Here is a 24,248-nt window from a genome sequence, read left to right as displayed (position 1 = left end):
AGAACGGGATTTTAACGGGCTTTGGGTCGTCAGAAGACGAAAGCGGCGGCCCGTTCGAGCCCGGGAAGGACCGGCGCGGTGGCGTCGAACAGGGTTCGATGGCCGAATTCACCGTGAGTCCGGGTCATGATCATGGCCCGCGGCTGCCTGGATTCGGCGAACACCCCTACCAGGCGCCCGCCCTCCTTGAGCTGCCCGAGCAGCGCCTCCGGCATGACCTCGGCAGCGCCATTGAGGATGATCACGTCAAAGGGGGCGGCGGACGGGTCGCCTTCGGTGCAGGAAGCGGCCTTGCAGGTGACATTGGCAAGCCCCAGCGACGTCAAGGCATCCTTGGCCTTCGCGGCGAGCGCCGAATCGCATTCCGTTGCGGTGACCTGGCGGGCCAGCTTGGCAGCCAGCGCCGCGAGGTATCCCGTGGCGCAGCCGACCACCAGCACGCTGTCGCCCTCGCCGATTTCGGCGGCCTGAAGCAGCTTGCCGGTCAGCTGCGGCTTGATGAGGAATCGCTTGGCTGTGCCCTCGCTCACGTCGAGGTCGAGATCGAGATAGGCCAGTGCCTGCCGGGCGGCCGGCACGAAGGCCTCGCGCGGAACCGTAAGCATGGCATCGAGAACACGACGGTCGGTGACGTCATTGGTGCGCACCTGGCCATCGACCATTTTGAGGCGCGCGGTCGAAAAACCGGACATTTGCGGACCCTGCAATGCGGACGATGCCGCGGACGAAATCGCGGCATCTTTGGAGCATGCACGGCCAAAACGCAACACGGCCGTTCGCCTGCGGGACTAAGGCTTCCGCATCTGACCGCACCCGGCGTCGGAACGGATTATTCGATCGCCACCGCGAGCCGGCCGATCAGAGCTGCGACCTCATCCAGCCGCGCCGAATCGGGCGTCTCGACCGCACGCGCCAGACAGGCGAGGCATTCGTCGTCGCTGAGCTCCGGGATCTCAGCCGGCAGAATCGAGGGGGCCATTTGGGAACGGTCGACCTGGATGTGTGGCATGCGAATCAGCTCCGTAAAGATCCGGCAGCTGTCGAAGCTCGATTTCAATTGGGTCGATTTGGCGCCGTCCGCATGGCGCGACGACGCCCATCCACACATCTGTTTGAACGCGAATTCGAGGCAGGAATCGTGGATTCGCGGCTCAGAGAAAGATGCAACGAGATCGCGCGTCGCACGAGGATGCGGCCACAACTTGTTGAATTTACGGAAAAATTTGGCTCCCCGGGCTGGATTCGAACCAGCGACCATCCGATTAACAGTCGGATGCTCTACCGCTGAGCTACCGAGGAAAAGGCGAACCAGTCGTTCGCGCGCGGCTGCGTATAACAAAGCCGCTTGCGCTTGCAAAGGACGAATTCGTCGTCATCCGAAACGTCCTTGAGGAAGGGTCTGAACGGCCCTTCCTCCGGACATTGTCGGCAGCCGCTATTCCGCAAGAAACGAGGTGGTCTTGGTGCCGGAATCGTAGCGCAGCCGAAGCGCGGTCATCTTGCAGAGGTTGACGTTCTTCCACAGCACGGCCTCGTCGTAGCTCTGCCAGTCGACGCGGATGTTCCAGACACAGCCCTCGTCGTCCTCGTCGAACTCGACATAGGTGCTGGCCTGGTTCTGCAACACCTTCTCCAGTTCGTTGTCCCACTCGTCCAGGCCGTCATTCGGTGCGTTGAAGCCCAGGAATTTGATGGCATAGCCGGTCTCGTTGACGATGGTGACGTTGCGGGCGTCAGCCGCGACCGACGGCATGGCGGCGATCGAAAGACCGATCGCGATCAATCCAGTCAGAAAATACTTCATGTGAAAATCCTCCGATCGAAACAGGCCTCGGCGCCTGGCGTCGATCGGCGCAGGCGCCGCGGCAACAAAAGCGTTGCCTCAAGACAGGTTCGGAGCACGATCGAAGGTTCAACACGCCGTCGATCTGCACTCCGGAACGTTGCGCGACGCGAGACGCGCAGGACCTGTTTCTATCGTTTCGAATTCTCCGCAGCAATGAACCGGCATTCATAGATCGGCGGCGTTTGCCTTTTCCGGCGCTGGCGCCGGCACAGCGGCGCCGTTGCTCTTTCCGGTCACGGCACCGACCAGCGCCTGCACGGGATCGTCGCCGGGCGCAAAGCCGCCCTGGCGCAGGATCTCGTCGATCATCGGACGCAGCGCGTGCACCTTGAGCAGCTCGCCGGCGAGTCCTTCGCCGAAGCCGACATTGCCACCGCCGGCGCCGTTGCCGCCGAACGCGCCGCCGGTGTGCAGGATACGGACGTCCTTGAGGTTGGCGATCGGCCTGACCATTTCGGCCAGCGCCGACGGCATCGTCTCGATCCGTCTCTTGGCGATCTCGAAGTCGATGATGTTGCTGCCGAGCTTGTTCTGCGCCTCGTTCTTCATGGTGATGACGGCGGCCTCGGCCTCACCGATGTCGCGGACGCCGACGGCCTTGATTTTGTTGGACTCCGCTTCGGCCGTGGCCAGCGTCTTCACGGCTTCGGCGCGATCGAGCGAAGCCTTCTTCTCCGCCTCGGCCGCGACGATCAGCTCGGTCGATTTGCGTTCGGCCTCGGTCCGCGCAGCAAGCACCTGGGTGAGACGGGCGCGATCGGCCACCTCGACCGCACGCGCAGTCACGACCTTTTCCTCCGCGGAGACGGCAAGCGCTTCGGCGGTCTTGGCTTCGGCGACGGCTTCCGAGGTCTGCTTGCTCTTGGCGGCGATCTGGATCTCGTTCTCCTGCGTGGCGATCTGGATCTCGCGCTGGGCATCGGTCTTGCGCTTGTTGATCGCCAGATCCGATTCGATCACTGCGGTTTCCTTGACCTGCTTGGCACCGGCCTCCTTTTCGGCAACTGCCCTGTCGGTATCGATCCGGGCGTTCTCCTCGGTCAGGCGCGCGGTCTGGGTTGCGGTTGCGACCTCGGCGCGGGTGCTCGCGGTCTTGTTGGCGATGTCGCGCTCCTGCGAAAGCTCGGCTTCCTTCTTGGTCCGCTCGATTGTCAGTGTCTGCTGCCGCGCCTCGAGGTCCTTTTGCGCGATCGCGACCTCGTTGTCGCGCACGATGGCGTTGCGGTCGCGGCGGCGGGTCTCGGTGATGGTCTTGAGCTGGGTCAGGCCCTCGGCGTCGAAGAAGTTTTCGGGGTTGAAGAACTTCACGTCGGTCTGGTCGAGCTTGGTCAGCGACACCGATTCCAGCTCGAGACCGTTGGACTTGACGTCGGACTCCACGGTCGCCTGCACGTGCTTGACGAAATCGCTGCGCTTTTCCTGCAGCTCCAGGATGGTCATGGTCGCAGCCACCGAGCGTAGGCCGTCGACGAACTTGGCCTCGACCTGGTCGCGCAAGGCCTCGGCGTCGTTGGTCAACGCGCCCAGCGTCTGGCTGGCCAGCGCGATGCTCTCGTCGTCAGGACGAACGCGGACGTAGAACTCCGCGACGATGTCGACGCGCAGGCGATCCTTGGTGATCAGGGATTCCCGCTCCTTGCGTTCCACGGTGAGCCGCAGCGTCTTCAGATTGACGCTGGCATAGGAGTGGAAGATCGGCAGGATCATGGCGCCGCCGTCGAGCACGACCCTCTTGCCGCCAAGGCCGGTGCGCACGAAGGCTTCGTCGCGGGTGGCACGCTTGTAGAGGATGGTAAAGACGATCCCCAGGACGACGATCAGCGCGACGCCGATCATGGCCGGAACTGCGATGTCGAACATGACTTTCTCCGATAATGACCTAGCTGCTGCTTAGACTGGGCTTGGAAGGTTTGAGTTCATCGTCGGCCTTGACCGCCACAAAGCGCGTGCCGGCCCGATCGACGAGCAGGACGGCGGTTCCCTGCGGCAAAGGTGCCGATGACGGCGCCGCGACCGCCGAGACGAAATGGCGGTTGCCATGGACATCGGCGACGCTGACCCGGCCGGGTGGCCCCTGGTCGAGCGGGCCGATGACGACCTCACCGATGCGGCCGACGAGGTCGCCGAGGCCGACGGCGTAGCTTTCATCCTTGGGAATGACCCGCGCGATGGCGCGGCTGGCGGCGCGGACCAGTGGAACCGAGACCACGACCGCCCCGACCGAGGCGACCGTCGCCGGCAAGGGACCGGCCACCATCTGCGCGACGTCCTGGATCAGGAAGCCGGTGATGGAGAAGGCGCCGAGCAGCAGCAGCAGGAAGATCAACAGCGGCACGCCGCCGACATTGATCCAGGAGATGGCGTTGATCACGCCATTGTCGCTGGGATGACCGAAATCGAAGTGGGCGCCGAGCATCTCGCTCAAGGAGGCCCCGACCAGCATCGAGACCGCCTCGATCGAGCCGACGATGACGATCATGGCCGCCGCAATCGCGAACGGCCTCACCTCCGGCGACATGACGTGTTCGAGCAGAGCGCTCATGACACGGCACTCAGGTGCGTGACTTGAGACGCGCCAGCCTCGCCGCAATTTCCTTGTCGCGATGGAGCGTGCTGAGCTCGTCGATATCGCTCGAATACGGGATGGCCTGGGGCACGCCGGTGGCGCGGGCCACCGCCCTGCCCGCACGCAAGGCCTTGGCTGCTGCGGAAGTGCCACCCTGCTTACGGGACGCCGTCGAGCCCTGCTGGGTTGCGGCCGCCTCGCTCTTTTCGAGCTCGGCGCGGCGCTGCTCGGCGTCCTGGAGCGCCGACAGCACCGCACGCAGCGAAGTCACAGATTGCTCGATCTTCTCGTTGTTCTCGTCGATGGCGCGGGAGAGCACGTCGAACTGCGCCTCCAGATCCATCTGCCGCGCGATGCCGGCGCGAGCGAGGTCGTCGCGGCCATCGGCGATCGCCGCTTCGATCTTGGGGGTGAGGTTGGCCATCTCGCGCTCGATTTCGGTCCGGCGCGCGTTGAGGCGGTATTCCTCGGCGCGCGCGGCGGCGAGCGCGTCGCGCGCTTCGCTCTCGGCGCGCTCGATCTCGCGGATGGCCTGTCCGACCACCCCAAGCTTGTTCTTGCCTTCCGCCTGCTCGATCGCGTCGTAAGCGATCCCGGCAATCAGGCGCCCGACCCGGGACAGGAAATTGTCGGGAGCGGCAGCGATGTTCTCCATAGCGTTCTCCTCCTCTGGCAGAATGTTCGGCGTGACGCCGTAGTGGACTTCGAAACCGTCCTCGGTGCGAACCAGGCACGCGGGCACGCTTTGCCCCCAGCCCTCGGCATAGCCGGCATAGTCGAAGGGCACGCTGAAGCGCCCTTGCACGGTCGCAATCGAGATGGTGGCCGGGCCCTTGATCTTGGCGAGCTTGTCGTCGAGCGGCAGACGGCGGCCCTGCGCCGCGCGATATTCGCTGCGGTCGCGCAGGCCCAGCGTCACCAGACGCGACGGCAGCGCGGTTGCTTTGCGGATCGGGTCATAGGCGTGGGCATGCAGCAGCACGACGTTGGAACCGACGTTGTGGCTTCGCGCGACCTCATCCAGGATTTCCATCATGCGGTCATAGGCCTGGAACGTCGCCTCCAGTGCGGCCTTGGCGGCCGGGTCAGGGGCAAGCCTGTATCGCAGCGCGGATGGAGCGTTTCGAGAGGACTGGCTCATGAAAAGCACTAAAGCACCGTTTTAGTACTTTAGGAAGAGGCGGGTTGTTCACATTCCTCTGATCCCTCGGCACTCTGCCGGTTAGTCGCGCCGGTCGCCGACCACGTTCAAGCCCACCCCAATACCTCTTCTCACAACCGATCAAGATTTTCTGCTCGCACAGATTGCGATTTGAGACAAATGAGCACGCTCTCGGCCCACCCTGCCGACCGTCACGGCCGACGGCACACCAGATCGATCTCGATCAACGCGTCATAGGCGAGCCCGGTGACCCCGACACAGGTGCGCGCGGGGAGCCGGTCCGGCGGAAAGAATGTGCGGTAGGTCGCGTTCATGGCCGTGTAGTCCTCCCTGAAGCGCGTGAGATAAACTCGCGTCATCACGACATGCTCGAGGCCGAGATCGAGGCCGGCGAGCACCACTTTCAGGTTCTCCATCACGGCGCGGGTCTGCGCGACGATGCCCTCGGGCAGCACGCCCGGCGTCTGCGGCGTGTCCGGCATCTGGCCCGTGACGAAGACGAAACCATCGGTTTCCACCGCGTGGCTGAAGGGCGCGACCGGCTTCGGTCCGCCGCTGATCATGTGGAATTTCACTTGAGTGTCCTTGTTAAGATGCGTCCTGAAACAGGCGCTTGCTGAGGATGGCGTGCACGCCCCAATTGCCGTCGACCACCTGCGTCACGCCGAAATCGACGGCGGCCGACATCAGCGCGATCGCCTCGTCCTCGCTGAGGCCTTTGACGTTCATCAGAAAGCGCCGCATCTTGCGGAACGCGTCCTTCATGGCGAGATCGAGCGAAGATTTGGCGTAGACCTCGCTTTGTCCTTGGGCGCCGAACTCCGCGAGATAGTTCGGATGACTGAAGCCGGTCAGCACCCAATCGGTCTCGGTCTCGATCAGGGGATAAGAGAGATCGGCGAAAGGCCGGCCGGCGAAATCGGCCTTCTTATGCAGGATCACCTCGAAGGTGCCGGTCATCGAGCATTCGATCGCGGTGCCGCTGAGCTCGCCGTCGCCCTGCGCGGCATGGGGATCGCCTACCGATAGCAGTGCCCCGGGAACAGAGACCGGAAGATACACGGCTGCCCCCTTCCCCAGCCGCCAATTGTCGAGATTGCCGCCGAAATAGGATGGCGGCACGGAATCGACGAAATCGACCTCGCGCGGCGCCACAGCGATCACGCCGAAATGCGGACGCAGGGGGATCTTGATGCCGTCGAGTACGGCATGGCGGCGCTTGATCGTGGCGGATGCGACGGGAACGCCTGGGTAATCGTAGGTGGTGTGCACGACGCCAAACGGATCGGTCTGCGGCTCCCAGCGGTAGGAATAGAGCGCACGGGCGTGCGGCACCTCGGCGTCGTCGAAGATCTCGTAGATGGTGACCGCTTCGCGCGGCTTGGGACCGCCGAGAAACTCGTTGTAGTGATAGCCCCACCAAGCTGCGACCGAGGAGCCGAACACACGGCCCGCATGGTTCGGATTGCGGCTCGCCCGCGGCACGATGTCGAGGATGCGCACCTCCAGCACATCACCTGGCTGGGCGTCCTTCACAGCGACGGGTCCGGTGCAGATGTGCACGCCGAACCCCTCGCCGGCACCGCGGCCGAACACGCTGGCATCCATGGGCCCTGCGCCGCGGCGGTCGACGTTCTTCCTGTCCCGTGTCCAGCCGAACACGCTTTCGGCAGCGGCATCGCCGGCGATCATCAGCTCGGGATCGTCGGAGGCGTGCTGCGTCAGCGTCTCGATGGTGATGGTGTCGCCGGAGGCGATCTCGATCTGCGGCGGCAGCGAGCGGCTGAAATAACCCCAATGGACGCGGCTGGCCTCGACCGGCAGATGGTGATGACGGCGTTCGGCGGTCGTGCGCGCCTCGGCGCCGGCGCAGGCGACACTGCTGCGCGTCTCCAAGCTCTGATGGACGCGAAGCTGCGCCAGTGCCTCCTGCGGCCAGCCGCGCTGGCCGGCGACGCCGTGCTGTGCAGTCGCGCGCTCCGCCTCCTGCTGGCGAAACTCTCGCGGCGGCAGGCCGAAGCGATGTCGGAAGGCGCGGCTGAAATGCGCGGAGTCGCCAAAACCGTAGGCGTAGGCGATCTCCGAGATCGAGCGATGTGCCTCGGTTGGGTTGGATAGGTCGGCCCAGGCGCGCTGGAGGCGGCGCTCGCGAACGTAGTGGGTGAAATTGTCCCCGACCGTCTCGAACAGCTTTTGCAGGTAGCGTTCGGAAATCCCCTCGGCCTGCGCGACGCGCGCCGGCACCAGATCGGGATCGTCGAGGCGACGCTCGATGGTCTGGCAGATCCGGTGCAGCAGCGCGGCCTGCGTCGCGCTCGATCCAGCATCGGAGGCCGAGGACGCCAGCTGATGCACCAGCGTCAGCAGCAAATCGACGAAGGATTGCGCGACCGAATTCCATTCGGGATCGCTCAGAGTGTCGAGCGTCCGTGCAGTGGCATCGAGCAGACGGGAGAAGACGTCGGCAAAGCCGCTCGGCGGAACGACGCGCGGCCCGCCGAGCCGCGGCTTGCCCGAAAGGCGACCGTGCAGCGCCTCCGATGTCACCGACAGCACGATGGCGCGCATGTCGCGCTGGAACACGATGCTCCAATCGCCGCTGCGGGGCAGCAGCACGAGATGACCGACGGGAACGATACGATGACTGCCGGCGCTCTTCAGCACCATGCCGTCCTCGACCGGTATCAGCGCGATGGGAAGGTCTTCGCTTGCTCGTGAGAGCGGAACGACGCTCTGCGCGCCCGCAGCCATGCGCGTCAGCGCGACACCGGCGGCGTGCCGGTGCGATGCGGTCGCGTGTCCGTCCAATACGCTGTGGCCACCCGCCGGCTGCAGGCCGACCGCGGCCAGCACGTCCCGCCAGGCTTCTGGGCGGTCGTCTTGCGCGTAGGACTCGCTCGTGAACGGGCGGAAGCTCATCGGATCGACCCAGATTGCAGTCGATCGAAGCAACCTCCGTGCCAGACGCACGCGGTCATCCGTCGCCGCGACGGGCCGAAGACGAGGTTCGTCGGTCACCATCCCATCCTGAAAAACGGGCTGCTCTTCAAAGCGTTAGAGCATGACGACGTGCAGAGATTCAGTCGCACCGGAAGATGTTCTTGCGGATCGTGCCGTGGACGCCCCAATTGGCGTCGACGACCTGGGTGACGCCGAAATCGGCCCCGACCGACATCAGCGAGATCGCCTCGTCCTCGCTGAGACGATGCACCGTCATCAGGAAGCGGCGGAGCTTTCTGAACGCATCGCGCATCGCACGGTCGAGACTCGAGTGATTAGCAATCTCGGTTTGCGCATCGGCGCCGAGCGTGGCGAGATAGTTCGGATAGGTGAAACCGTAGAACGACCAGGCGTGGTCGGTCTCCAGCATCGGGTGGTCGAGGCCTTCGAGGCTGGTACCGGCAAGGTCGGCCTTCTTGTGCAGGATGAATTCGAAGTCGCCGGTCAGCGAGGTCTCGATCGCGGTGCCGCCAAGCTCGCTGTCGCCCTGCGCGGCGTGCGGATCACCGACCGAGAAATAGGCGCCGGGGACGGCAACCGGATAGAACATCCGCGCGCCCTTGCCGATGCGCCAGTCGTCGATGTTGCCGCCGGTGTAGCTCGGCGGGATCGAGCTGACGAAGTCGGCTTCCGACGGTGCGAGGCCCATCGTGCCGAAATGCAGCCGCGCCGGCACCTTCACGCTGGAGAGAATGTTCTGGCGCTTCCTGATGGTGGCGTGATCGACGCGGACGCCGGGATAGTCGATGGTCGCATGCACGATGCCGTCAGGATCTGTCTGCGGCGTCCAGACGTAATTGTAGACCGCCTTCGCGTAGGGCTCGCCGGACGTGTCCAGCTCGAAGATGGTGACGACCTCGCGCGGCTTCGGCTCCTCGATCAGGTCGTGATAGTGAAAGCCCCAATTGGCTGCGACGTTGGAGCCGAAGCAGCGGCCGGCATGGCAGGCGCTGCAGCTCGGCCGTGGCCGGACGTCGAGGATGCGCACCTCCAGAATGTCGCCGGGCTCGGCGCCTTCGATTGCGACCGGTCCGGTGAGCAAATGCACGCCGATCCCCTCGCCTGCGCCGCGGATGAACGGGCCTTCCGTCGGACCTGAGCCGCGGCGCGCGACAGCCTTGTGCTCGCGCGTCCACTGGAACACGCTTTCGGCGCCTGGATCGCCCTGGATCATTCGCTCGTAATCGTCATTGGCGTGGTGGGTCAGCGTCTCGATCGTGGCGCGATCTCCGGAGCGCAGCGTCAGGGCCGGCGCTACTGTCTTGGAGAAATAGCCCCAGTGGACGGTTTTCGGCGAAACCGGCAGCGTGACATGCTTCATGAAATGGCCTCTTCGGGACTCTTGAACCTTGCGGATGCGCCGCTCATCGCACCGTCTCCGGGGTCTTGTCGGCTTCCATCACGCTGAGGAATCGTGCCGTCAGCGGATTGCGGGGATTGGAGAGCACATCGTGCGCAGGCCCCTCCTCGATGATCGCGCCGCCGCTCAGGAAGGCGACGCGATCAGCGACCTCGTCGGCGAAGCGGATCTGGTGTGTCGAGATGATCATGGTGAGGCCGTCGTCGATGGCCAGGCGCCGGATCACCTCCAGCACCTCGTTGACCAGCTCCGGATCGAGTGCCGAGGTCGGCTCGTCCAGCAGCAGCACGCTCGGGTTCGGCGCCAGCGCACGGGCGATGGCAACGCGCTGCTGCTGGCCGCCGGAGAGATGCCGCGGCAGCGCATGGGCGCGATGCGAAAGCCCGACACGATCGAGCAGCTCGGCGGCGCGGCGATCGGCATCGATGCGGGTCATGCCGTGAACCCAGCGCAAGGGGCCGGCGATGTTCTCCTTGGCCGAAAGATGCGCGAACAGATTGAACTGCTGGAACACCATGCCGACGCCGACACTGGCGCGCTCATTGGCGATCGCCCGCGGCGACAACGGCTTGCCGTTCTCGCCGAAGCCGAGGCGCCGGCCGCCGACGCGCACGGTGCCGGCATCCCAGTTTTCGAGGTGGTTGATGCAGCGAAGCAGCGTGCTCTTGCCGGAGCCGCTCGGGCCGAGCAACGCGACCACTTCGCCGATGCGCACCGTGAGGTCGAGACCGGCGAGCACCTTCTGCGGGCCGTAGCTCTTGGTGAGGTCCTTCACTTCGACCGCGATATTGTTGCGCGCAATCGTCGCGGCGCGGCGGGCGCGCTCCTCGCGCGTCAGGGCCAGCGGCGGCGTGGCCGCGGGCTCTGCTGGCGCGGGCTCCGGATCGGCGACGGGCGCATCGGCAAGTTCGAGCTTGGTGACCAGATCGACGCGGCGCCAGGGCATATAATCGGCGAGCTTGCGCTCGCGGCGCGTGGTGCGGTCGAGATCCAGCAGCCATTCGACGAAGAGCTGGATCGCGCTGATGCTGGCGGTCAGCACGAGATAGAGCAGACCCGAGGCGAAGAAGATCGAGAAGAAATCGAAGGTCGAGGATGCAAGCTGGGTCGAGCGCAAGGTCAGCTCCTGCACCGCGATCACCGAGGCGAGCGAGGAATTCTTCAGCGCACTCACCGCTTCGTTGCCGAAGGCCGGGATCATGGTGCGGATGGCCTGCGGCGCGATGATCCTGCGCATCAGCACTGACGGCGTCATGCCGAGCGCCTGCCCCGCCGTCAGCTGCCCGCGATCGACGCCGAGCACGCCGGCGCGCAGCATCTCCGCGATGAACGGCGCCTCGTTGCAGGCGAGCGCGAGGCCGGCTGCCAGCACCGCCGGCAGCTTGATGCCGATATGCGGCAGCGCGTCGTAGGCGAACACCATCTGGAGGATCAGCGGGGTGCCGCGGAAGATCACGGTGTAGGCCCTGGCGATCGCCGCCAGGAGCCAGAAGCGGGAGAGCTGCATGCCGGCGAGGATCAATCCGAGGATCAATCCACCGCCGAGCCCGAGGGCAGTCACCTCGAGGGTGAGTTCGATGCCCGCGAGCAGATACGGCATGCTCAGATAGTGGAGGAACAGCGACATCAGTCGGCCGTGAGAATTTCCGGCTCCATGAAGTTGTTCACATCGAGCCCATGCTTTTTCAGAAGCTCCATGTGCGTGCCGGCCTTCTGCACCTCGATCAGCGCGGCGAGCACGGCGTCGCGGAATTTCGGCTTGTTCTTGGGCACGGCGATGCCGACGGAATACGGGATCGTCACCGCGATCGCCTTCTCCAGCTTGTCCGGATAGGCCTTGACGGCGCTGTCGACGGTGTTGACGTCGTTGATGTAGGTGTCGGCGCGGCCGGCGAGGATCGCCTGAATGCAGTTGGCGTTGTTGTCGTAGAGCTGGATGGTCGGCTCGGGCTTGCCGGCCTTCTTGCATTCCGGGATCAGCGCCTGGATCAGGGGCACCTCGACATAGCCGGTGTTTTCGGCGGCGGCGGCGCCGCACAGCGACATGTTGATGCCGTTGATGCCCTTCGGATTGCCCTTGGCGACCAGGACGCCGTCGAACACCTTCGAGTAGGTGATGAAGTCGGCGGCCTTGGCGCGCTCCTTGGTGGCATAGATGTCGGAGATCACGATATCGGCCTGTCCGGCGGCGAGCGTGGTCAGGAGCGCCGCGAACGTCACCGCCTTGTAGGTCAGCTTGAAACCGAGGCATTCGCCGATGGCTTCGCCGAGATCGATGTCGAAGCCGATATACTTGCTGGGATCCTTGGGATCGATGGTCTCATAGCCCGGCGTATGCGGATTGATGGCGTTGACCAGCGTCTTGCCCTTCCAGTCCGGGTACTTTTCCTGGAGCGCGGCGCAGGCGGCGGGCGCTGCGGCCTGCGCGCTCAGCGGTGCGGCAACGAGGAGTCCAAAAGCGACGGCGGCGCCGAGCATGAGCTTGCGCGGTGACAATGATGCGCGCGCCAATTCCCGCCGCGCCAACGGCAAAACCCGTCTCTCCATCTCCAGCTCCTTCGCGTTGTCATGGCGCCTGCCATGTTCCAGGTCGACGGCGAAGCTAGGTGGGATCCCGCTTGAAAAGCTTGTCCGCGGGCGTACAAAAAATTGGATCGAGGAGGCCCGCGGTTTGGGCATGGCGCTGCACAAAAACTGGTCGCATGCCAGGGCGCCCGATTCGAGCTTCCAAATTCGCAAGAGACGATGGGTCTTGCTCCGTGCAGCGGCGCTGCCGCAATTCACCGGTCAACAATCTATCCGCAGCATATCCACAGGGCGGCTGCGGGGAATTCGGGCGTGCGTGCAAGCTACTTGCTGCGCAACAATCCACAGGCGGGCTCACCCGCCGGCCTGGTCGAACACGCTGCGGCAAGTCTCGCTGAGGCTGGAGCGGTTACGGCGCAGGCAGGCCGTGATGGCGCGGACATTGGGAATTTCGCCGGCGCAGAGCCGGTAGACATCGGGGGTGCAGGCCCGGCGCTGCTCCGCCGTCCCTTGCGCATGGGCAGCGGAGGCAAACAGCGTCAGGAACAGCCCGACCGTGGAGGCGCCGCGCGCCCGGCTCTTCACACCCGCAAACCGCAAGAACCTCGCCTTCATGACCAGTCTCCTGTCTGCGCTGCCGCCTCCCGGCCTGTCCTGGCCGGTGTCGTGCGAAGGGGTAGGAGAAATAAATCGCGCGGGATGTGATCTCTTTCACACTGCGGGCGGGGGTGCAGAACGTAGGTTCCCGCCGGGACTTCTAAAAATCGCTAACCAATCGAGCCTCGATCGCCAGATCGTTAAAATGCGAACGATCGGCTCAATCGGATGACAAGCTGGCTTTGCGACATTGCGCCATCCGCGTTCTGCGAGGGTGCCATGAGAAGCGAAGCCGAATTCAACTTGCTGCTGGATGCCGTCCGGGACGCCATGGTCATTGAAAATTTCGCCCCCGCGCCGGAGGAGGAGTTCGTGCGGCGCTCGTGGAGCCTCCACGCGACGCCCAAAGCCGCCAATGACAATGAGGGCGCCTGGCCCCTCCTGCCGTTTCCCGACGACTGGTACGCGGCCAGCTGATAGCCGCGTTCAGCGTGAACCGAACCGCCCGCCTTCCGCGGGCGTTTTGCTATGGGGTCGGCGCCGGAGACCCCGACCCAGCACAATCAGGTCTTGACGCGATCCTCGCCATCCTGCGGCGCCCGGTCGGGCGTGGCCGACGGAAAGATGCTGTCATAGATCGCGCGGGCCTCACGGATGAGGCGAGCCCGCTCCTGCTCGGATTTCGGGACAAATCGGACGATGTCGCCCATTCGTGGTTCCAGTGCTCGGGTGACGAGATGCATGCCTTCGCAGATGCGAACTCTATGCCAGCGGCCTGATTCGGAGGGTTCCAGCAGGCCCCGGGCAAACCCGGTGATCACGCCGACTCCACCCCCTGGGCCGACGACGGCGCGCGGCGGCGGCTAGCCGCGCCGGCCGTCTAATTACGCCGAGAAATCAGAGGGTTGTGATGGAGGCCACGACCAGAATTGAACTGGTGTACACGGTTTTGCAGACCGTTGCGTAACCACTCCGCCACGTGGCCCCGTAGGGGCGGAGCAATATAGGGGATGAAGCGTTTAGGCAACCGCCTTCGTCCGACCATGGCGGCAACGGGGCTCTTCCGATGTGGATCGAAGTCAGCCTCGCTTGCGTCGCCGGAAGTCGCGCCGCCCCTTCGGCGCGGGCTTGGGAGCCAATTCCGGCATCTCGACCTGGACCTCGCGGTAGCGTGTCAACAGGCGCTCAAAACTCGCATTCAGCGTGTCGGCGATGTCGGGGCGCCGCTCGAGGCCGGCCAGAATCGTCGCCGCGGCCTCGATGGTCGAGAGCCCATCGCTGCGCGGCTCCTTGCGCAGACGCCCATAGCGCGAGGGGTGCGCCGGGTTGAGGATCACGCGCTGGCACTTGAGCATCCAGGGATTGCGCCACCACAGCGCCTTGGCCTGACTCCAGGTGCCGTCGAGCAACACGATTCCTTCGAGCTTGCCGAGGATCGCGCGCTGGTTCTCCGCGATACCCCCCTTGCGGTCGAGCGCGACGATCTCGCCTTCCGCCTCGAGATCGTCGGCGCGTGCCGAGCCGAGATAGAGCACGGCCCAGCGCGCGGCGTTCTCGACCGGTCGACCCAGCGCCTTGGACAGGCTCGGCCAGGACAGGCCGACCCGCACCGTGGCGTCGGCGAAATGCCTGGCAAGCAGGCGCGCGGTGCCGAGCGCCCTGTCCTGCTCCTGCGGATGCTGGAGGATCAGGAGCGACAGCCGGTTTTCAATCGGCGTGACGCTGTCGCAGATGCACAGCGGCATCGGCTTCTGGCAGTGCGGGCATTCGGGAATGGGATCGGCAGCGGCCGTATCTGCTGGGTTCGACATGGGCGCGCTATACGCTTCGCGCGCCGCTTCAACAACCTATTCCGCCGGTGCCGCCAGCGGACGCGGCTCGGAACGGCGCCGCAGGCGGTCGATCAGGAGATAGATCACGGGCGTCGTGTACAGCGTCAGGATCTGTGAAACGAACAGGCCGCCGATAATGGTGATGCCGAGCGGACGGCGCAGCTCCGTGCCGGGGCCGGTCGCCACCACGAGCGGAATGCCGGCAAACAGCGCCGCCATGGTCGTCATCAGGATCGGGCGGAAGCGGGCCTGGCAGGCCTCGAAGATCGCCTCCGCTGACGACAGGCCGCGCTGGCGTTCGGCGTCGAGCGCGAAATCCACCATCATGATGCCGTTCTTCTTGACGATGCCGATCAAGAGGATGATGCCGACGAAGGCGATCACCGTCAGCGGCGTGTTGGTGAGCTGCAAGGCGAGCAGCGCGCCGAGCCCGGCCGAGGGCAGCGTCGAGATGATCGTGAGCGGATGGGCGAGGCTCTCATAGAGCACCCCGAGCACGATATACATCGCCACCAACGCACCGAGGATCAGAAGCGGCTGGCGGCCGCTGGTCCTGGCGAAGTCGCCGGCATTGCCGTCGAAGCTGCCGCGGATGCCTTCGGGCATGTGCAGCTCTTCCACCGCGCGCTGGATGCTCTGCGTCGCCGCCTGGAGCTGCACGTCGGGCAGCAGGTTGAACGACACCGTGGTCGAGGGGAACGACTGCGAGTGATAGACCGCGAGCGCGGCGAGGCTGCGCGTGGCGTGCACCACGGCCGACAGCGGCACCTGCGCGTCGCCCGCGCCGGCGACATAGATGCGATCGAGGTTGGAGGGATCGACCTGGAATTTCGGATCGATCTCCAGCACGGTCATGTACTGGTTGCGCTGGGTGTAGATGATCGAGATCTGCCGCTGCGAGAAGGCGTTGTTCAGCGCGTTGTCGATGTCCTGAACCCTGACGCCGAGCGCCGAGGCCTTCTGGCGATCGATCGCGAGCGTGAGCTGAAGGCCGCCGGGGTCGCGGTCGCTGGAGATGTCGGTGATGCCTTCGACGCTCTCCATGCGCTTGGCCACGATCGGCGCCCACTTCTGCAGCAGACTGAGGTCGGTGCTGGTCAGCGTGTACTGGTAGTCGGAATCGCTCCGCCGCCCGCCGGCACGGACGTCCTGGGCGGCGAACATGAAGAGGCGGATGCCGGGCACGGGGTACAGCGCGCGTCTCAGACGGTCGATCACGACCTCCGTCGAGACGTGGTCGCGTTCCTCCGGCGGCTTCAGGCTGATGTACATGACGCCGCGGTTCGAGGTCGCTCCTCCCGGCCCGCCTCCGGCACCGACCGTCGAGCCGACGCCGGCCACGGCCGGATCCTTCATCACGATGTCGGCGAGCCGCTGCTGGAGACCGAGCATCGACTGAAACGAGATGTCGGCCGAGGCGCGCGTCGCCCCGATGACGAAGCCGGAATCGTCGGTCGGGAAATAGCCCTTGGGGATCTTGATGTAGAGCGTCACGGTGAGGCCGATGGTGGCGAAGAACACCAGCAGCGTCGCCATCGGGTAGTCCAGCACGGTGCGCAAGGTTCTCGCGTAGAAGGCGACGATGCGCGACAGCGATCCCTCGATGACGCGGTCGAACAGGGTCGCGGTGCCCGATGTGGTCTGCCGGATGTAATGGGCGCAGATCATCGGTGTCACCGTGAGCGAGACCAGCGTCGAGACCAGGATGGCGAAGGTCAGCGTCAGCGAGAATTCGCGCAAGAGGCGCCCGACGATGCCGTCCATGAAGATCAGCGGCGTGAACGCTGCGATCAACGACAGGCTGATCGAGACCACCGTGAAGCCGATCTGCCTGGCGCCCTCCTGCGCCGCCCGGAACGGGGTCATGCCGTGCTCGAGATTGCGATACATGTTCTCGATCATGACGATGGCATCGTCGACCACGAAGCCGACGGAGATCGCGAGCGCCATCAGCGACAGATTGTCGATCGAGAAGCCTGCGATCCACATCCCGGCGCAGGTGCCCGCCAGCGCCAGCGGCACCGAGACGCCGGCCGCGATCGTCGGCGTCAGCCGCCGCAGGAACACGAACACCACGACCATCACCAGGATCGCGGTGGCCAGCAATGTCCATTGCATGTCGAGCACGCTGGCGCGGATCGTGCCGGTGCGGTCGACCAGGGTCGAAATCTCGACACCGGCCGGAATCCACTGCTTCAGCTGCGGGACCAGCGCCTTCACCCGGTCCACGGTATCGATCACGTTGGCGTCGCCCTGCTTGGTGATCTGGATCAGCACCGCCGGCTGCTTGTTGAACCAGGCGATCGAGCGGGCGTTGCGGACGGAATCCTCGATGTCGGCGACGTCGGAGAGCCGCACGAAGTTGCCGTTGGCGCTCTTGATGACGATGTCGCGGAATTCCTTGGCGGTTCGCATCTGCCGGTTGAGCGCCAGCGTCTCGCTCTGGCGTTCGCCGTTGAAGATGCCGACGGGACCGAGTGGGTTGGCATTGACGATCGCGGTGCGCACGTCGTCGGTGGCGATGCCGGCATTCGACAGCGCGACGGGGTTGAGCTGGACCCGCACGGCTGGCTGGTCGGCGCCGGACACGCTGACATCACCGACGCCCGGGACCTGCGAGATGCGCTGCGCCAGGACCGTGTCGGCGACGTCGTAGATTGCACTGGGGGACAGCGTCTTCGAGGTCAGCGCCAGCACGAAGACCGGCGCGCCGGCCGTGTTGGCCTTGCGGAAGCGCGGCAGCGTCGGCAGGTCGCTCGGCAGGTCCACCATCGCGGCGTTGATCGCCGCCTGCACGTCGCGGGCGGCCTTGTCGATGCTGCGGCCGATGTCGAACTGGAGCTGGATGGTGGTGGTGCCGAGCGTCGAGGTCGAGGTGATCTGGTTGATGCCGGCGATCTCGCCCAAACGCCGCTCCAATGGCGAAGCTACCGTCGCCGCCATCACGGACGGGTCGGCCCCCGGCCGGCTGGCCGAGACGAAGATGGCGGGGAAGTCGACGTTCGGAACCGAGGCGACGGGAAGGAACCCGTAAGCGACGACACCCAGCAGGAACAACCCGATCGACAGCAGCGTGGTCGCGACCGGGCGGCGGATGAAGGGCTCCGAGATCGATGCCATCACTGCATCCCCTCGGTCGCGCCCGCGACCGGCGGGCCGCCGGATTCGGCCGGCGGCAGCGCCTGCTCGAGGCGGCGGTTGATGCGGTCGAGCGCGAGGTAGATCACTGGCGTCGTGTAAAGCGTCAGCAGCTGGCTCAGCAGCAGGCCGCCAATGATGGAGACGCCGAGCGGGAAACGCAGCTCGGCGCCGGTGCCGCTCTCGATCGCCAGCGGCAGCGCGCCGAACAGCGCCGCCAGCGTCGTCATCATGATCGGACGGAAGCGCAACAGGCAGGCCTGCACGATGGCCTCGTGCGGCGACATCCCCTGCCCGCGCTCGGCCTCGAGCGCGAAGTCGATCATCATGATCGCGTTCTTCTTGACGATGCCCATCAGGAGAATGATGCCGATCAGGCCGATCACCGACAAGTCCTGCCCGCACAGCACCAGCGCCAGGATCGCGCCGACGCCGGCCGAGGGCAGCGTCGACAGGATCGTGATCGGGTGGATGTAGCTCTCGTAAAGCACCCCCAACACGATGTAGATCGTGATCACGGCGGCGAGCAGCAGCCAGGGCTGGCCGGCGAGCGCCTTGGCGAATTCGGCGGCATCGCCGGCATAGACACCGACGATGCTGTTGGGCATGCCGATCCGCGTCTCGATCGTCTTGACGGCGTTGACCGCATCGCCGAGCGCGGCGCCCGGCGCGAGGTTGAAGCTGAGCGAAATTGAGGGGAACTGGGCCTGGTGCGAGATCGCCAGCGGCGCGGTGGTGCGCTTCAGCGTCGCCACGGCCGACAGCGGCACCTGCGCGTTCGGCGCGCCGGCGGTGGCGCTCGCGGCGCCCGGCAGATAGAGCTTCGACAGGATCGAGGGATCGCGCTGGTACATCGGCAGCGCCTCCAGCACCACGCGGTACTGGTTGGCCTGGCCGTAGATGGTCGAGATCTGCCGCTGCGCGAACGCATCGTTGAGCGTATCCGTGATCGCCTGGAGGCTGACACCGAGCTGGCCGGCGCGGGTGCGATCGACGTCGAGCTGCGCCCGCAGGCCGCCCTCCTGCGCTTCGGAAGAGACGTCGCGGAACAAGGGATCGCGCCGCATCTCCGTCACCAGCTTGCGCGCCCATTCCGACACCAGCGCCGCGTCGGTGCCGGTCAGCGTGTACTGGTATTGCGAGCGGCTCGACTGGGTCGATATCTGCACGTCCTGCACCGGCTGGAAATACACGGTCATGCCGGGAATACCCGCGACCCTCTCCTTCAGCCGGGTTATGACGGCCGCGACATCGTCCCGCCGCTCGCCGCGCGGCCTCAGGCTCATGACGAGCCGGCCGACATTGGTGGTCGGATTGACCGAGCCCGCCCCGATCACGGAGACCACGCCGACCACGTCGGGATCCGCCCTGATGGCGTCGGAAGCCTCGGCCTGCCGCTTCTGCATCTCCGCGAACGACACGTCGGGTCCGGCCTCCGTCACCGCCGTGATCGAGGCGGTGTCCTGCAGCGGCAGGAAACCCTTCGGCGCGACGACATAGAGGACCAGGGTCGCGATCAGCGTGGCGAAGGTCACGACCAGCGTGGCGCGCTGGCGTTCCAGTACCCAAAGCAGCGTCCGGTGGTAGAATTCGACGGTGCGGTCGATGAAGCGGCTGATCGTGGCCAATCCCGGAACCGCCAGCTCCTCATGGGCGTGCTTGAGCAGGCGCGAGCACATCATCGGCGTCAGCGTCAGCGAGACCACGGCCGAGGTCACCACCGCGATCGTCAAGGTCAGCGCGAATTCGCGGAACATGCGTCCGACGAGGCCCGACATGAACAGCAGCGGGATGAACACCGCGATCAGCGACACCGTCAGCGAGATCACGGTGAAGCCGATCTCGCTGGCGCCCTTCAGCGACGCCTCCATCGCGTCGTCGCCGTTCTCCATGTGGCGCACGATGTTCTCGATCATGACGATGGCGTCGTCGACGACGAAGCCGGTGCCGATCGTGAGCGCCATCAGCGAGAGATTGTCGAGGCTGAAGCCGGCGAAATACATGATGCCGAAGCTCGTGATCAGCGACAGCGGCAGCGCGACGCCCGCGATCAAGGTTGCGCGCAGCGAACGCAGGAACAGCAGCACCACGAGGGTCACCAGCACGACGGCAAGGACCAGCGTGAACTGCACGTCGCGCACCGAGGCGCGGATCGTGACGGTGCGATCGGAAACGATGGTGAGGTTCACCCCCGCCGGAATCGCGCTCTGCACCTTGGGGATTTCGGCGCGGATCTGGCTGACGACGTCGATCACGTTGGCGCCGGGCTGTCGCTGGATGTCGATGATGACGGCCGGCGTGCCCTGGTACCAGCCGCCGGTGCGGTCGTTCTCCAGGCCGTCGACGATCTGCGCGACGTCGGCAATGGTGACCGGCGAGCCGTTGCGATAGGCGATGATGACGGGCTTATAGGCGTCGGCCGCGGCGATTTGGTCGTTGGCCGCGATGATGTAGGATTGCTGCGCGCCGTCGAGCGAGCCCTTCGGGCCCGAGACGTTGGCATTGGCGATCGCGGTGCGCAGGTCTTCCATGGCGATGCCGTAGGCGGCGAGCCGCGCCAGATCCGCCTGGATGCGTACGGCCGGTTTCAGTCCGCCGAGCACCGAGACCCGTCCGACGCCCGAAATCTGGCTCAAACGTTGCGCCAGAAGCGTGTCGGCGATGTCGCTCATCGCCCGCAGCGAGATCGTGTCCGAGCGCAACGCCAGCGTCATGACAGGTGCGTCCGCCGGGTTCACCTTGGCGTAGGTCGGTGGATAAGGCAGCGTCTTCGGCAGCACGCCAGCCGCGGCGTTGATCGCGGCCTGCACGTCCTGGGTCGCGCCATCGATGTCGCGGTTGAGATCGAACTGGAGCGAGATCTGGCTGACGCCGAACGAGCTCGTCGAGTTCATCGCCGACAGCGACGGGATCTGGCCGAGCTGCCGCTCCAGCGGTGCCGTGATCAGCGACGCGATCACGTCCGGGCTCGCGCCCGGCAATTGCGTCGTCACCTGCACGGTCGGGAAATCGACCTGCGGCAGCGCCGAGACCGGCAGCGCGAAATAGCCCAGCAGCCCGCCGATCAAGAGCGCGATGCCGAGCAGCGAGGTCGCGATCGGCCGGCGGATGAACGGTTCGGAGACACCCATGGGATCTGCCTGCCGCGTCAGGCGGCTGTTGTCGGGATCATGGCTGCTTGGCTCCACTACCCGCTGCCCCCGGCCCCGGGGCCGGTCCGGTCTGTCCCTTCTGGTCGCCTTCGCCGCTCTTGCGCCTGGCGCGGAACTCGTCGTCCTTGCCTTGCCCGTCCTTCTGACTTTCCTTGGCGCCATCCTTCTTCTGGGCGTCAGGCCCGCGCGAGCGCTTGCGCGGGGCGAGATCGGCCGACGGGGTCTGGTCGTCGCGGCCGACGATCACCTTGGAGCCGTCGGACAAATTGGCAAAGCCCGTGGTGACGACCCGGTCGGTCGCCGACAGGCCGCTCGCGATAACGGCATCGTGCTCGTTCTGCTGCGTCACCGTCACGGGCTTGGCCGAGACCACGTTGTCCTCGCCGATGACATAGCTGAATGTCCCGATCGGGCCGCGCTGCACGGCCGATGTCGGCACCACCAGCGCCCGCGTCAAGGTCTCGACCTTGAGGCGGACGTTGACGAACTGGCCCGGCCAGAGCTGGTAATTGGCGTTGGGAAATTCCGCCTTGAGCTTGAGCGTGCCGGTGGTCTGGTCGACCTGGTTGTCGATGCCGGTCAGCTTGCCGGTGTCGATCACGGTGATGCCGTCATTGCCGAACACGTCGACCGCGAGCGTACCTTTCGCCGCGGCCGCATTGACGCGCATGATCTGCTGCTGCGGCAGGCTGAACCACACCGCGATCGGCTGCAATTGCGCGATCACCACCAGACCCGTGGTGTCGGAGGCGTGGATGATGTTGCCCTGGTCGACCTGGCGCAGGCCGGCACGACCCGAGATCGGGGCCACGATCTTGGTGTAGCTGAGCGTTGCCGCCGCATTGTCGATCGCGGCCTGGTCGGCCTTGACCAGCGCCTCGGTCTGCGCCACCAGCGCGCGCTGGGTGTCGGCCTGCTGCTTGGAGCCGGCATTGGAGGCGGCGAGCTGCTCGTACCGGGTCAGGTCAATGCGCTGGTTGGCGAGCTGGGCCTGGTCCTGTGCCTTCTTGGCGACGGCCTGGTCGTACTGCGCCTGGTAGATCGCCGGATCGATCTCGCCGAGCACGTCGCCCTTCTTGACGTCCTGGCCTTCGGTGAAATTCACCGCGATCAGCTTGCCGTCGACCTGCGAGCGCACGGTCACGGTGTTGAGCGCGCGGATCGCGCCGACGCCGTCGAGATAGACAGGCACGTCCTGCACCCGGGGGGTCGCCGCCAGCACGGGCACCGGCAGATCGGGCCGCTGGTTGTTGCGGTTGTTGGCTTGCTGCTGATGCATGGCGATCCAGCCGAGATAACCGAGCCCTCCGAGGATCGCGAGCGTGATCAGCGTCACGACGAAGCCGCGGCCGCGCGATTTTCTCGCCGTCCCCTCCTCCACGCCTGGCTTGCCGTCCGGCTTAAAGAGCATTGACGGGTTTCTCCATTCGCGGCTCCCAGCCGCCGCCGAGCGCCTGATACAGGCTGACGATGGCGAGCAAGCGGGCCAGTTGCGCCTGCGACAGCGCGTCCTCCGCCTGGAACAGGGTCAGTTGAGTGTTGAGCACGGTCACGATGTCGGCGGTGCCGGCGCGCAACTGCTGCTCGGACAGATCGAAGGCGCGGCGCGAGGCGGTAACGACGTCGCGCTGCAATTGCAGCTTGATCGTGGTCTGCTTGATCGAGAACAGCGCATTGTCGACGTCGGCAAAGGCCTGCACGATGGTCTTGCGGTAGGTCTGGAGCAGTTCGTCCTGCCGCGCCTTGGCGAGTTCGAAATTGCCGAGAATCCTGCCGCCGTCGAAGATCGGTTGCGTGGCACTGCCGACGAGCTGGAAGAACGCCGCATGCGGCTGGAACAGCGAGACCAATGCCGCACTCTGATAGCCGCCATTGCCGGTGAGCTGGATGGTCGGAAAGAACTGGGCACGGGCATTGCCGATGTTGGCGGTCGCAGATGCAAGCTGCGCCTCCTGCCGGCGGATGTCAGGCCGCTGCGTCAGGAGCTCCGACGGCAGGCCGGGCGTCACGCGCGGGATCGCGATCCGGTCCAGCGAGCCACCGTGCACGCGCACGCTCTCGGGCGGGCGCGAGACCAGCACGGCGAGCGCGTTGACGTTCTGGTCCAGCGTCTGGCGCAGCGGCGGCACCAGGGCCTTCTGGTTGGCGAGGACGCTCTCCTGCTGGGCAACATCGAGATCCGTGCCGGTGCCGGCCTTGCGCCGCTCCCGGACCGCATCGAGGATACGCTGCGCGCTCGCGATGTTGCGCTGTGAGGTCCGGATGCGGTCCTGCGAGGCCAGCACCTGGAAATAGGCGTTGGCGACGGCAGCGAGCGTCGTCAGCGCGACGGTGTCGCGATCGAAGCGGTTGGCGTTGGCGGTTTCCTCCGCAGTCTGCAGCGCATCGCGGTTCTGGCCCCAGAAGTCGAGCTGATAGCTCGCGCTCAGCGAAGCCGAATAATTGACGACTTCGCGGCCGCCGATGGACAGACCCGAGGAGCTTGCGCCCGAGGTGCGCGAATAGGTTTCCGAACCGGCGGTCGATAGGCTCGGCAGCAGCGCCGCGCCGGCCTGCCGCGCCTGGGCGTCGGCCTGAACGATGCGCGAAACGGCTGCGGCAATGTCGAGATTGACGGTCTGCGCCTCTTCCATCAGCTGCGTCAGCTCCGTGGAGCGGAAGCCGCGCCACCAATCCAATGACGGCGGCGCATCGCCCTTGCCGGCGTATTTGTACTGTATGGGAACGTCGAGGGCGGGATCAGGAAGGTCCTGGGTCAGAACGCAAGCGCCTGAGGTGGCAGCGAGGCACACCACCGCAAGCCAGCGCGCCGCACGCAGCGTCCGGGCCGCTGAACCTTCGGACCGCCGCGTGGCGATCCCCGGAACACCCTGTGTCACATCCACCCCCCGCCGGGCAGATCAAACCGCCGCGCAACCGGATTAACCGATTCGCGGCGGGACAATCGGGGGGCTTTGGACAACTCGTTCACAACGATGATGCTTTCTCGGAACCTCGAAATGATACTAGCCGGGCGTTGAACTGGGGGACAGGGCCGCGGTCGCGAGACGGTCCTGCCAACGAGCCTGA

19 protein-coding genes and 2 tRNA genes are annotated in these 24,248 nt (G+C 65.6%); 1 reads left to right on the top strand and 20 read right to left on the bottom strand.

Features of this window, described 5'->3' with window-relative positions; all coding sequences use genetic code 11:
- Positions 1 to 29: 29 nt before the first annotated feature.
- The 13 genes from AC066S_RS19765 to AC066S_RS19705 form a co-directional block, all read right to left on the bottom strand.
- Complete coding sequence (locus AC066S_RS19765) at positions 30 to 692, bottom strand: protein-L-isoaspartate O-methyltransferase family protein (RefSeq protein ID WP_478270437.1); 663 nt, start codon at positions 690 to 692, stop codon at positions 30 to 32.
- A gap of 137 nt (positions 693 to 829) precedes the next feature.
- A complete protein-coding gene (locus AC066S_RS19760) occupies positions 830 to 1,258 on the bottom strand; it encodes a hypothetical protein (RefSeq protein WP_167767666.1) in 429 nt (142 codons plus the stop codon).
- Positions 1,225 to 1,299: transfer RNA gene (locus tag AC066S_RS19755), tRNA-Asn, on the bottom strand. Before AC066S_RS19755 ends, AC066S_RS19760 begins: the two co-directional genes overlap by 34 nt.
- A 136-nt stretch (positions 1,300 to 1,435) precedes the next feature.
- On the bottom strand, positions 1,436 to 1,804 hold the full coding sequence (locus AC066S_RS19750) for a hypothetical protein (RefSeq protein WP_478270392.1): 369 nt from the start codon (positions 1,802 to 1,804) through the stop codon (positions 1,436 to 1,438).
- Between the two features lie 207 nt (positions 1,805 to 2,011).
- On the bottom strand, positions 2,012 to 3,706 hold the full coding sequence (locus tag AC066S_RS19745; RefSeq protein ID WP_126257700.1) for a flotillin family protein: 1,695 nt from the start codon (positions 3,704 to 3,706) through the stop codon (positions 2,012 to 2,014).
- Between the two features lie 19 nt (positions 3,707 to 3,725).
- Positions 3,726 to 4,388 carry an OB-fold-containig protein gene (locus AC066S_RS19740; protein WP_126257701.1) on the bottom strand — a complete coding sequence of 221 codons (663 nt, stop codon included), beginning with the start codon at positions 4,386 to 4,388 and terminating at the stop codon, positions 3,726 to 3,728.
- 10 nt (positions 4,389 to 4,398) lie between these two features.
- The gene (locus AC066S_RS19735; RefSeq protein ID WP_478270391.1) at positions 4,399 to 5,562 is read right to left on the bottom strand and encodes a PspA/IM30 family protein; all 1,164 of its coding nucleotides are present in this window, start codon (positions 5,560 to 5,562) and stop codon (positions 4,399 to 4,401) included.
- A 203-nt stretch (positions 5,563 to 5,765) separates the two neighbouring features.
- Complete coding sequence (locus AC066S_RS19730) at positions 5,766 to 6,149, bottom strand: RidA family protein (RefSeq protein WP_478270390.1); 384 nt, start codon at positions 6,147 to 6,149, stop codon at positions 5,766 to 5,768.
- A gap of 13 nt (positions 6,150 to 6,162) precedes the next feature.
- Positions 6,163 to 8,493 carry an acetamidase/formamidase family protein gene (locus AC066S_RS19725; RefSeq protein WP_478270436.1) on the bottom strand — a complete coding sequence of 777 codons (2,331 nt, stop codon included), beginning with the start codon at positions 8,491 to 8,493 and terminating at the stop codon, positions 6,163 to 6,165.
- Between the two features lie 160 nt (positions 8,494 to 8,653).
- Positions 8,654 to 9,895 (bottom strand): acetamidase/formamidase family protein, encoded by a 1,242-nt coding sequence (locus AC066S_RS19720; protein WP_126257705.1) that lies wholly within the window; start codon positions 9,893 to 9,895, stop codon positions 8,654 to 8,656.
- A gap of 43 nt (positions 9,896 to 9,938) precedes the next feature.
- Entirely contained in the window at positions 9,939 to 11,561 is a 1,623-nt protein-coding gene (locus AC066S_RS19715; protein ID WP_478270389.1) for an amino acid ABC transporter permease/ATP-binding protein, read from the bottom strand.
- Entirely contained in the window at positions 11,561 to 12,481 is a 921-nt protein-coding gene (locus AC066S_RS19710; protein WP_126257707.1) for an ABC transporter substrate-binding protein, read from the bottom strand. Before AC066S_RS19710 ends, AC066S_RS19715 begins: the two co-directional genes overlap by 1 nt.
- Before the next feature lie 333 nt (positions 12,482 to 12,814).
- Positions 12,815 to 13,075 (bottom strand): hypothetical protein, encoded by a 261-nt coding sequence (locus AC066S_RS19705; protein ID WP_478270388.1) that lies wholly within the window; start codon positions 13,073 to 13,075, stop codon positions 12,815 to 12,817.
- 261 nt (positions 13,076 to 13,336) lie between these two features.
- Between AC066S_RS19705 and AC066S_RS19700 the strand changes: the two genes are divergently transcribed.
- A complete protein-coding gene (locus tag AC066S_RS19700; RefSeq protein ID WP_126257709.1) occupies positions 13,337 to 13,534 on the top strand; it encodes a hypothetical protein in 198 nt (65 codons plus the stop codon).
- Between the two features lie 86 nt (positions 13,535 to 13,620).
- Here AC066S_RS19700 and AC066S_RS19695 read toward each other — a convergent pair whose 3' ends face one another.
- From AC066S_RS19695 to AC066S_RS19665, 7 genes are all read right to left on the bottom strand, one after another.
- Positions 13,621 to 13,767: a hypothetical protein gene (locus AC066S_RS19695; RefSeq protein WP_164718606.1), complete on the bottom strand. Its 147-nt coding sequence runs from the start codon at positions 13,765 to 13,767 to the stop codon at positions 13,621 to 13,623.
- 201 nt (positions 13,768 to 13,968) lie between these two features.
- Positions 13,969 to 14,042 (bottom strand) — tRNA-Cys (locus AC066S_RS19690).
- A gap of 94 nt (positions 14,043 to 14,136) precedes the next feature.
- A complete protein-coding gene (locus AC066S_RS19685; RefSeq protein ID WP_478270387.1) occupies positions 14,137 to 14,868 on the bottom strand; it encodes a tRNA-uridine aminocarboxypropyltransferase in 732 nt (243 codons plus the stop codon).
- A 36-nt stretch (positions 14,869 to 14,904) separates the two neighbouring features.
- Complete coding sequence (locus AC066S_RS19680) at positions 14,905 to 18,009, bottom strand: efflux RND transporter permease subunit (RefSeq protein WP_478270386.1); 3,105 nt, start codon at positions 18,007 to 18,009, stop codon at positions 14,905 to 14,907.
- Positions 18,009 to 21,158 (bottom strand): efflux RND transporter permease subunit, encoded by a 3,150-nt coding sequence (locus tag AC066S_RS19675; protein ID WP_478270385.1) that lies wholly within the window; start codon positions 21,156 to 21,158, stop codon positions 18,009 to 18,011. Before AC066S_RS19675 ends, AC066S_RS19680 begins: the two co-directional genes overlap by 1 nt.
- Positions 21,159 to 21,195: 37 nt before the next feature.
- Positions 21,196 to 22,590: an efflux RND transporter periplasmic adaptor subunit gene (locus AC066S_RS19670; RefSeq protein WP_478270384.1), complete on the bottom strand. Its 1,395-nt coding sequence runs from the start codon at positions 22,588 to 22,590 to the stop codon at positions 21,196 to 21,198.
- Positions 22,580 to 24,064 carry an efflux transporter outer membrane subunit gene (locus AC066S_RS19665; RefSeq protein ID WP_478270383.1) on the bottom strand — a complete coding sequence of 495 codons (1,485 nt, stop codon included), beginning with the start codon at positions 24,062 to 24,064 and terminating at the stop codon, positions 22,580 to 22,582. The genes AC066S_RS19670 and AC066S_RS19665 overlap by 11 nt, the downstream gene beginning before the upstream one ends.
- Between the last annotated feature and the right edge of the window lie 184 nt (positions 24,065 to 24,248).

The organism is Bradyrhizobium sp. CFUWI, from assembly GCF_056429085.1.
This window is presented reverse-complemented; position numbering and strand designations above follow the sequence as displayed.

Bases quoted from the DNA above. Each gene is read 5' to 3' on its own strand.
- AC066S_RS19685 (WP_478270387.1), bottom strand. From the start codon at position 14,868: ATGTCGAACCCAGCAGATACGGCCGCTGCCGATCCCATTCCCGAATGC.
- AC066S_RS19740 (WP_126257701.1), bottom strand. From the start codon at position 4,388: ATGAGCGCTCTGCTCGAACACGTCATGTCGCCGGAGGTGAGGCCGTTC.
- AC066S_RS19725 (WP_478270436.1), bottom strand. From the start codon at position 8,493: ATGAGCTTCCGCCCGTTCACGAGCGAGTCCTACGCGCAAGACGACCGC.
- AC066S_RS19700 (WP_126257709.1), top strand. From the start codon at position 13,337: ATGAGAAGCGAAGCCGAATTCAACTTGCTGCTGGATGCCGTCCGGGAC.
- AC066S_RS19695 (WP_164718606.1), bottom strand. From the start codon at position 13,767: ATGGGCGACATCGTCCGATTTGTCCCGAAATCCGAGCAGGAGCGGGCT.
- AC066S_RS19765 (WP_478270437.1), bottom strand. From the start codon at position 692: ATGTCCGGTTTTTCGACCGCGCGCCTCAAAATGGTCGATGGCCAGGTG.
- AC066S_RS19670 (WP_478270384.1), bottom strand. From the start codon at position 22,590: ATGCTCTTTAAGCCGGACGGCAAGCCAGGCGTGGAGGAGGGGACGGCG.
- AC066S_RS19720 (WP_126257705.1), bottom strand. From the start codon at position 9,895: ATGAAGCATGTCACGCTGCCGGTTTCGCCGAAAACCGTCCACTGGGGC.
- AC066S_RS19705 (WP_478270388.1), bottom strand. From the start codon at position 13,075: ATGAAGGCGAGGTTCTTGCGGTTTGCGGGTGTGAAGAGCCGGGCGCGC.
- AC066S_RS19745 (WP_126257700.1), bottom strand. From the start codon at position 3,706: ATGTTCGACATCGCAGTTCCGGCCATGATCGGCGTCGCGCTGATCGTC.
- AC066S_RS19710 (WP_126257707.1), bottom strand. From the start codon at position 12,481: ATGGAGAGACGGGTTTTGCCGTTGGCGCGGCGGGAATTGGCGCGCGCA.
- AC066S_RS19750 (WP_478270392.1), bottom strand. From the start codon at position 1,804: ATGAAGTATTTTCTGACTGGATTGATCGCGATCGGTCTTTCGATCGCC.
- AC066S_RS19760 (WP_167767666.1), bottom strand. From the start codon at position 1,258: ATGGTCGCTGGTTCGAATCCAGCCCGGGGAGCCAAATTTTTCCGTAAA.
- AC066S_RS19680 (WP_478270386.1), bottom strand. From the start codon at position 18,009: ATGGCATCGATCTCGGAGCCCTTCATCCGCCGCCCGGTCGCGACCACG.
- AC066S_RS19715 (WP_478270389.1), bottom strand. From the start codon at position 11,561: ATGTCGCTGTTCCTCCACTATCTGAGCATGCCGTATCTGCTCGCGGGC.
- AC066S_RS19675 (WP_478270385.1), bottom strand. From the start codon at position 21,158: ATGGGTGTCTCCGAACCGTTCATCCGCCGGCCGATCGCGACCTCGCTG.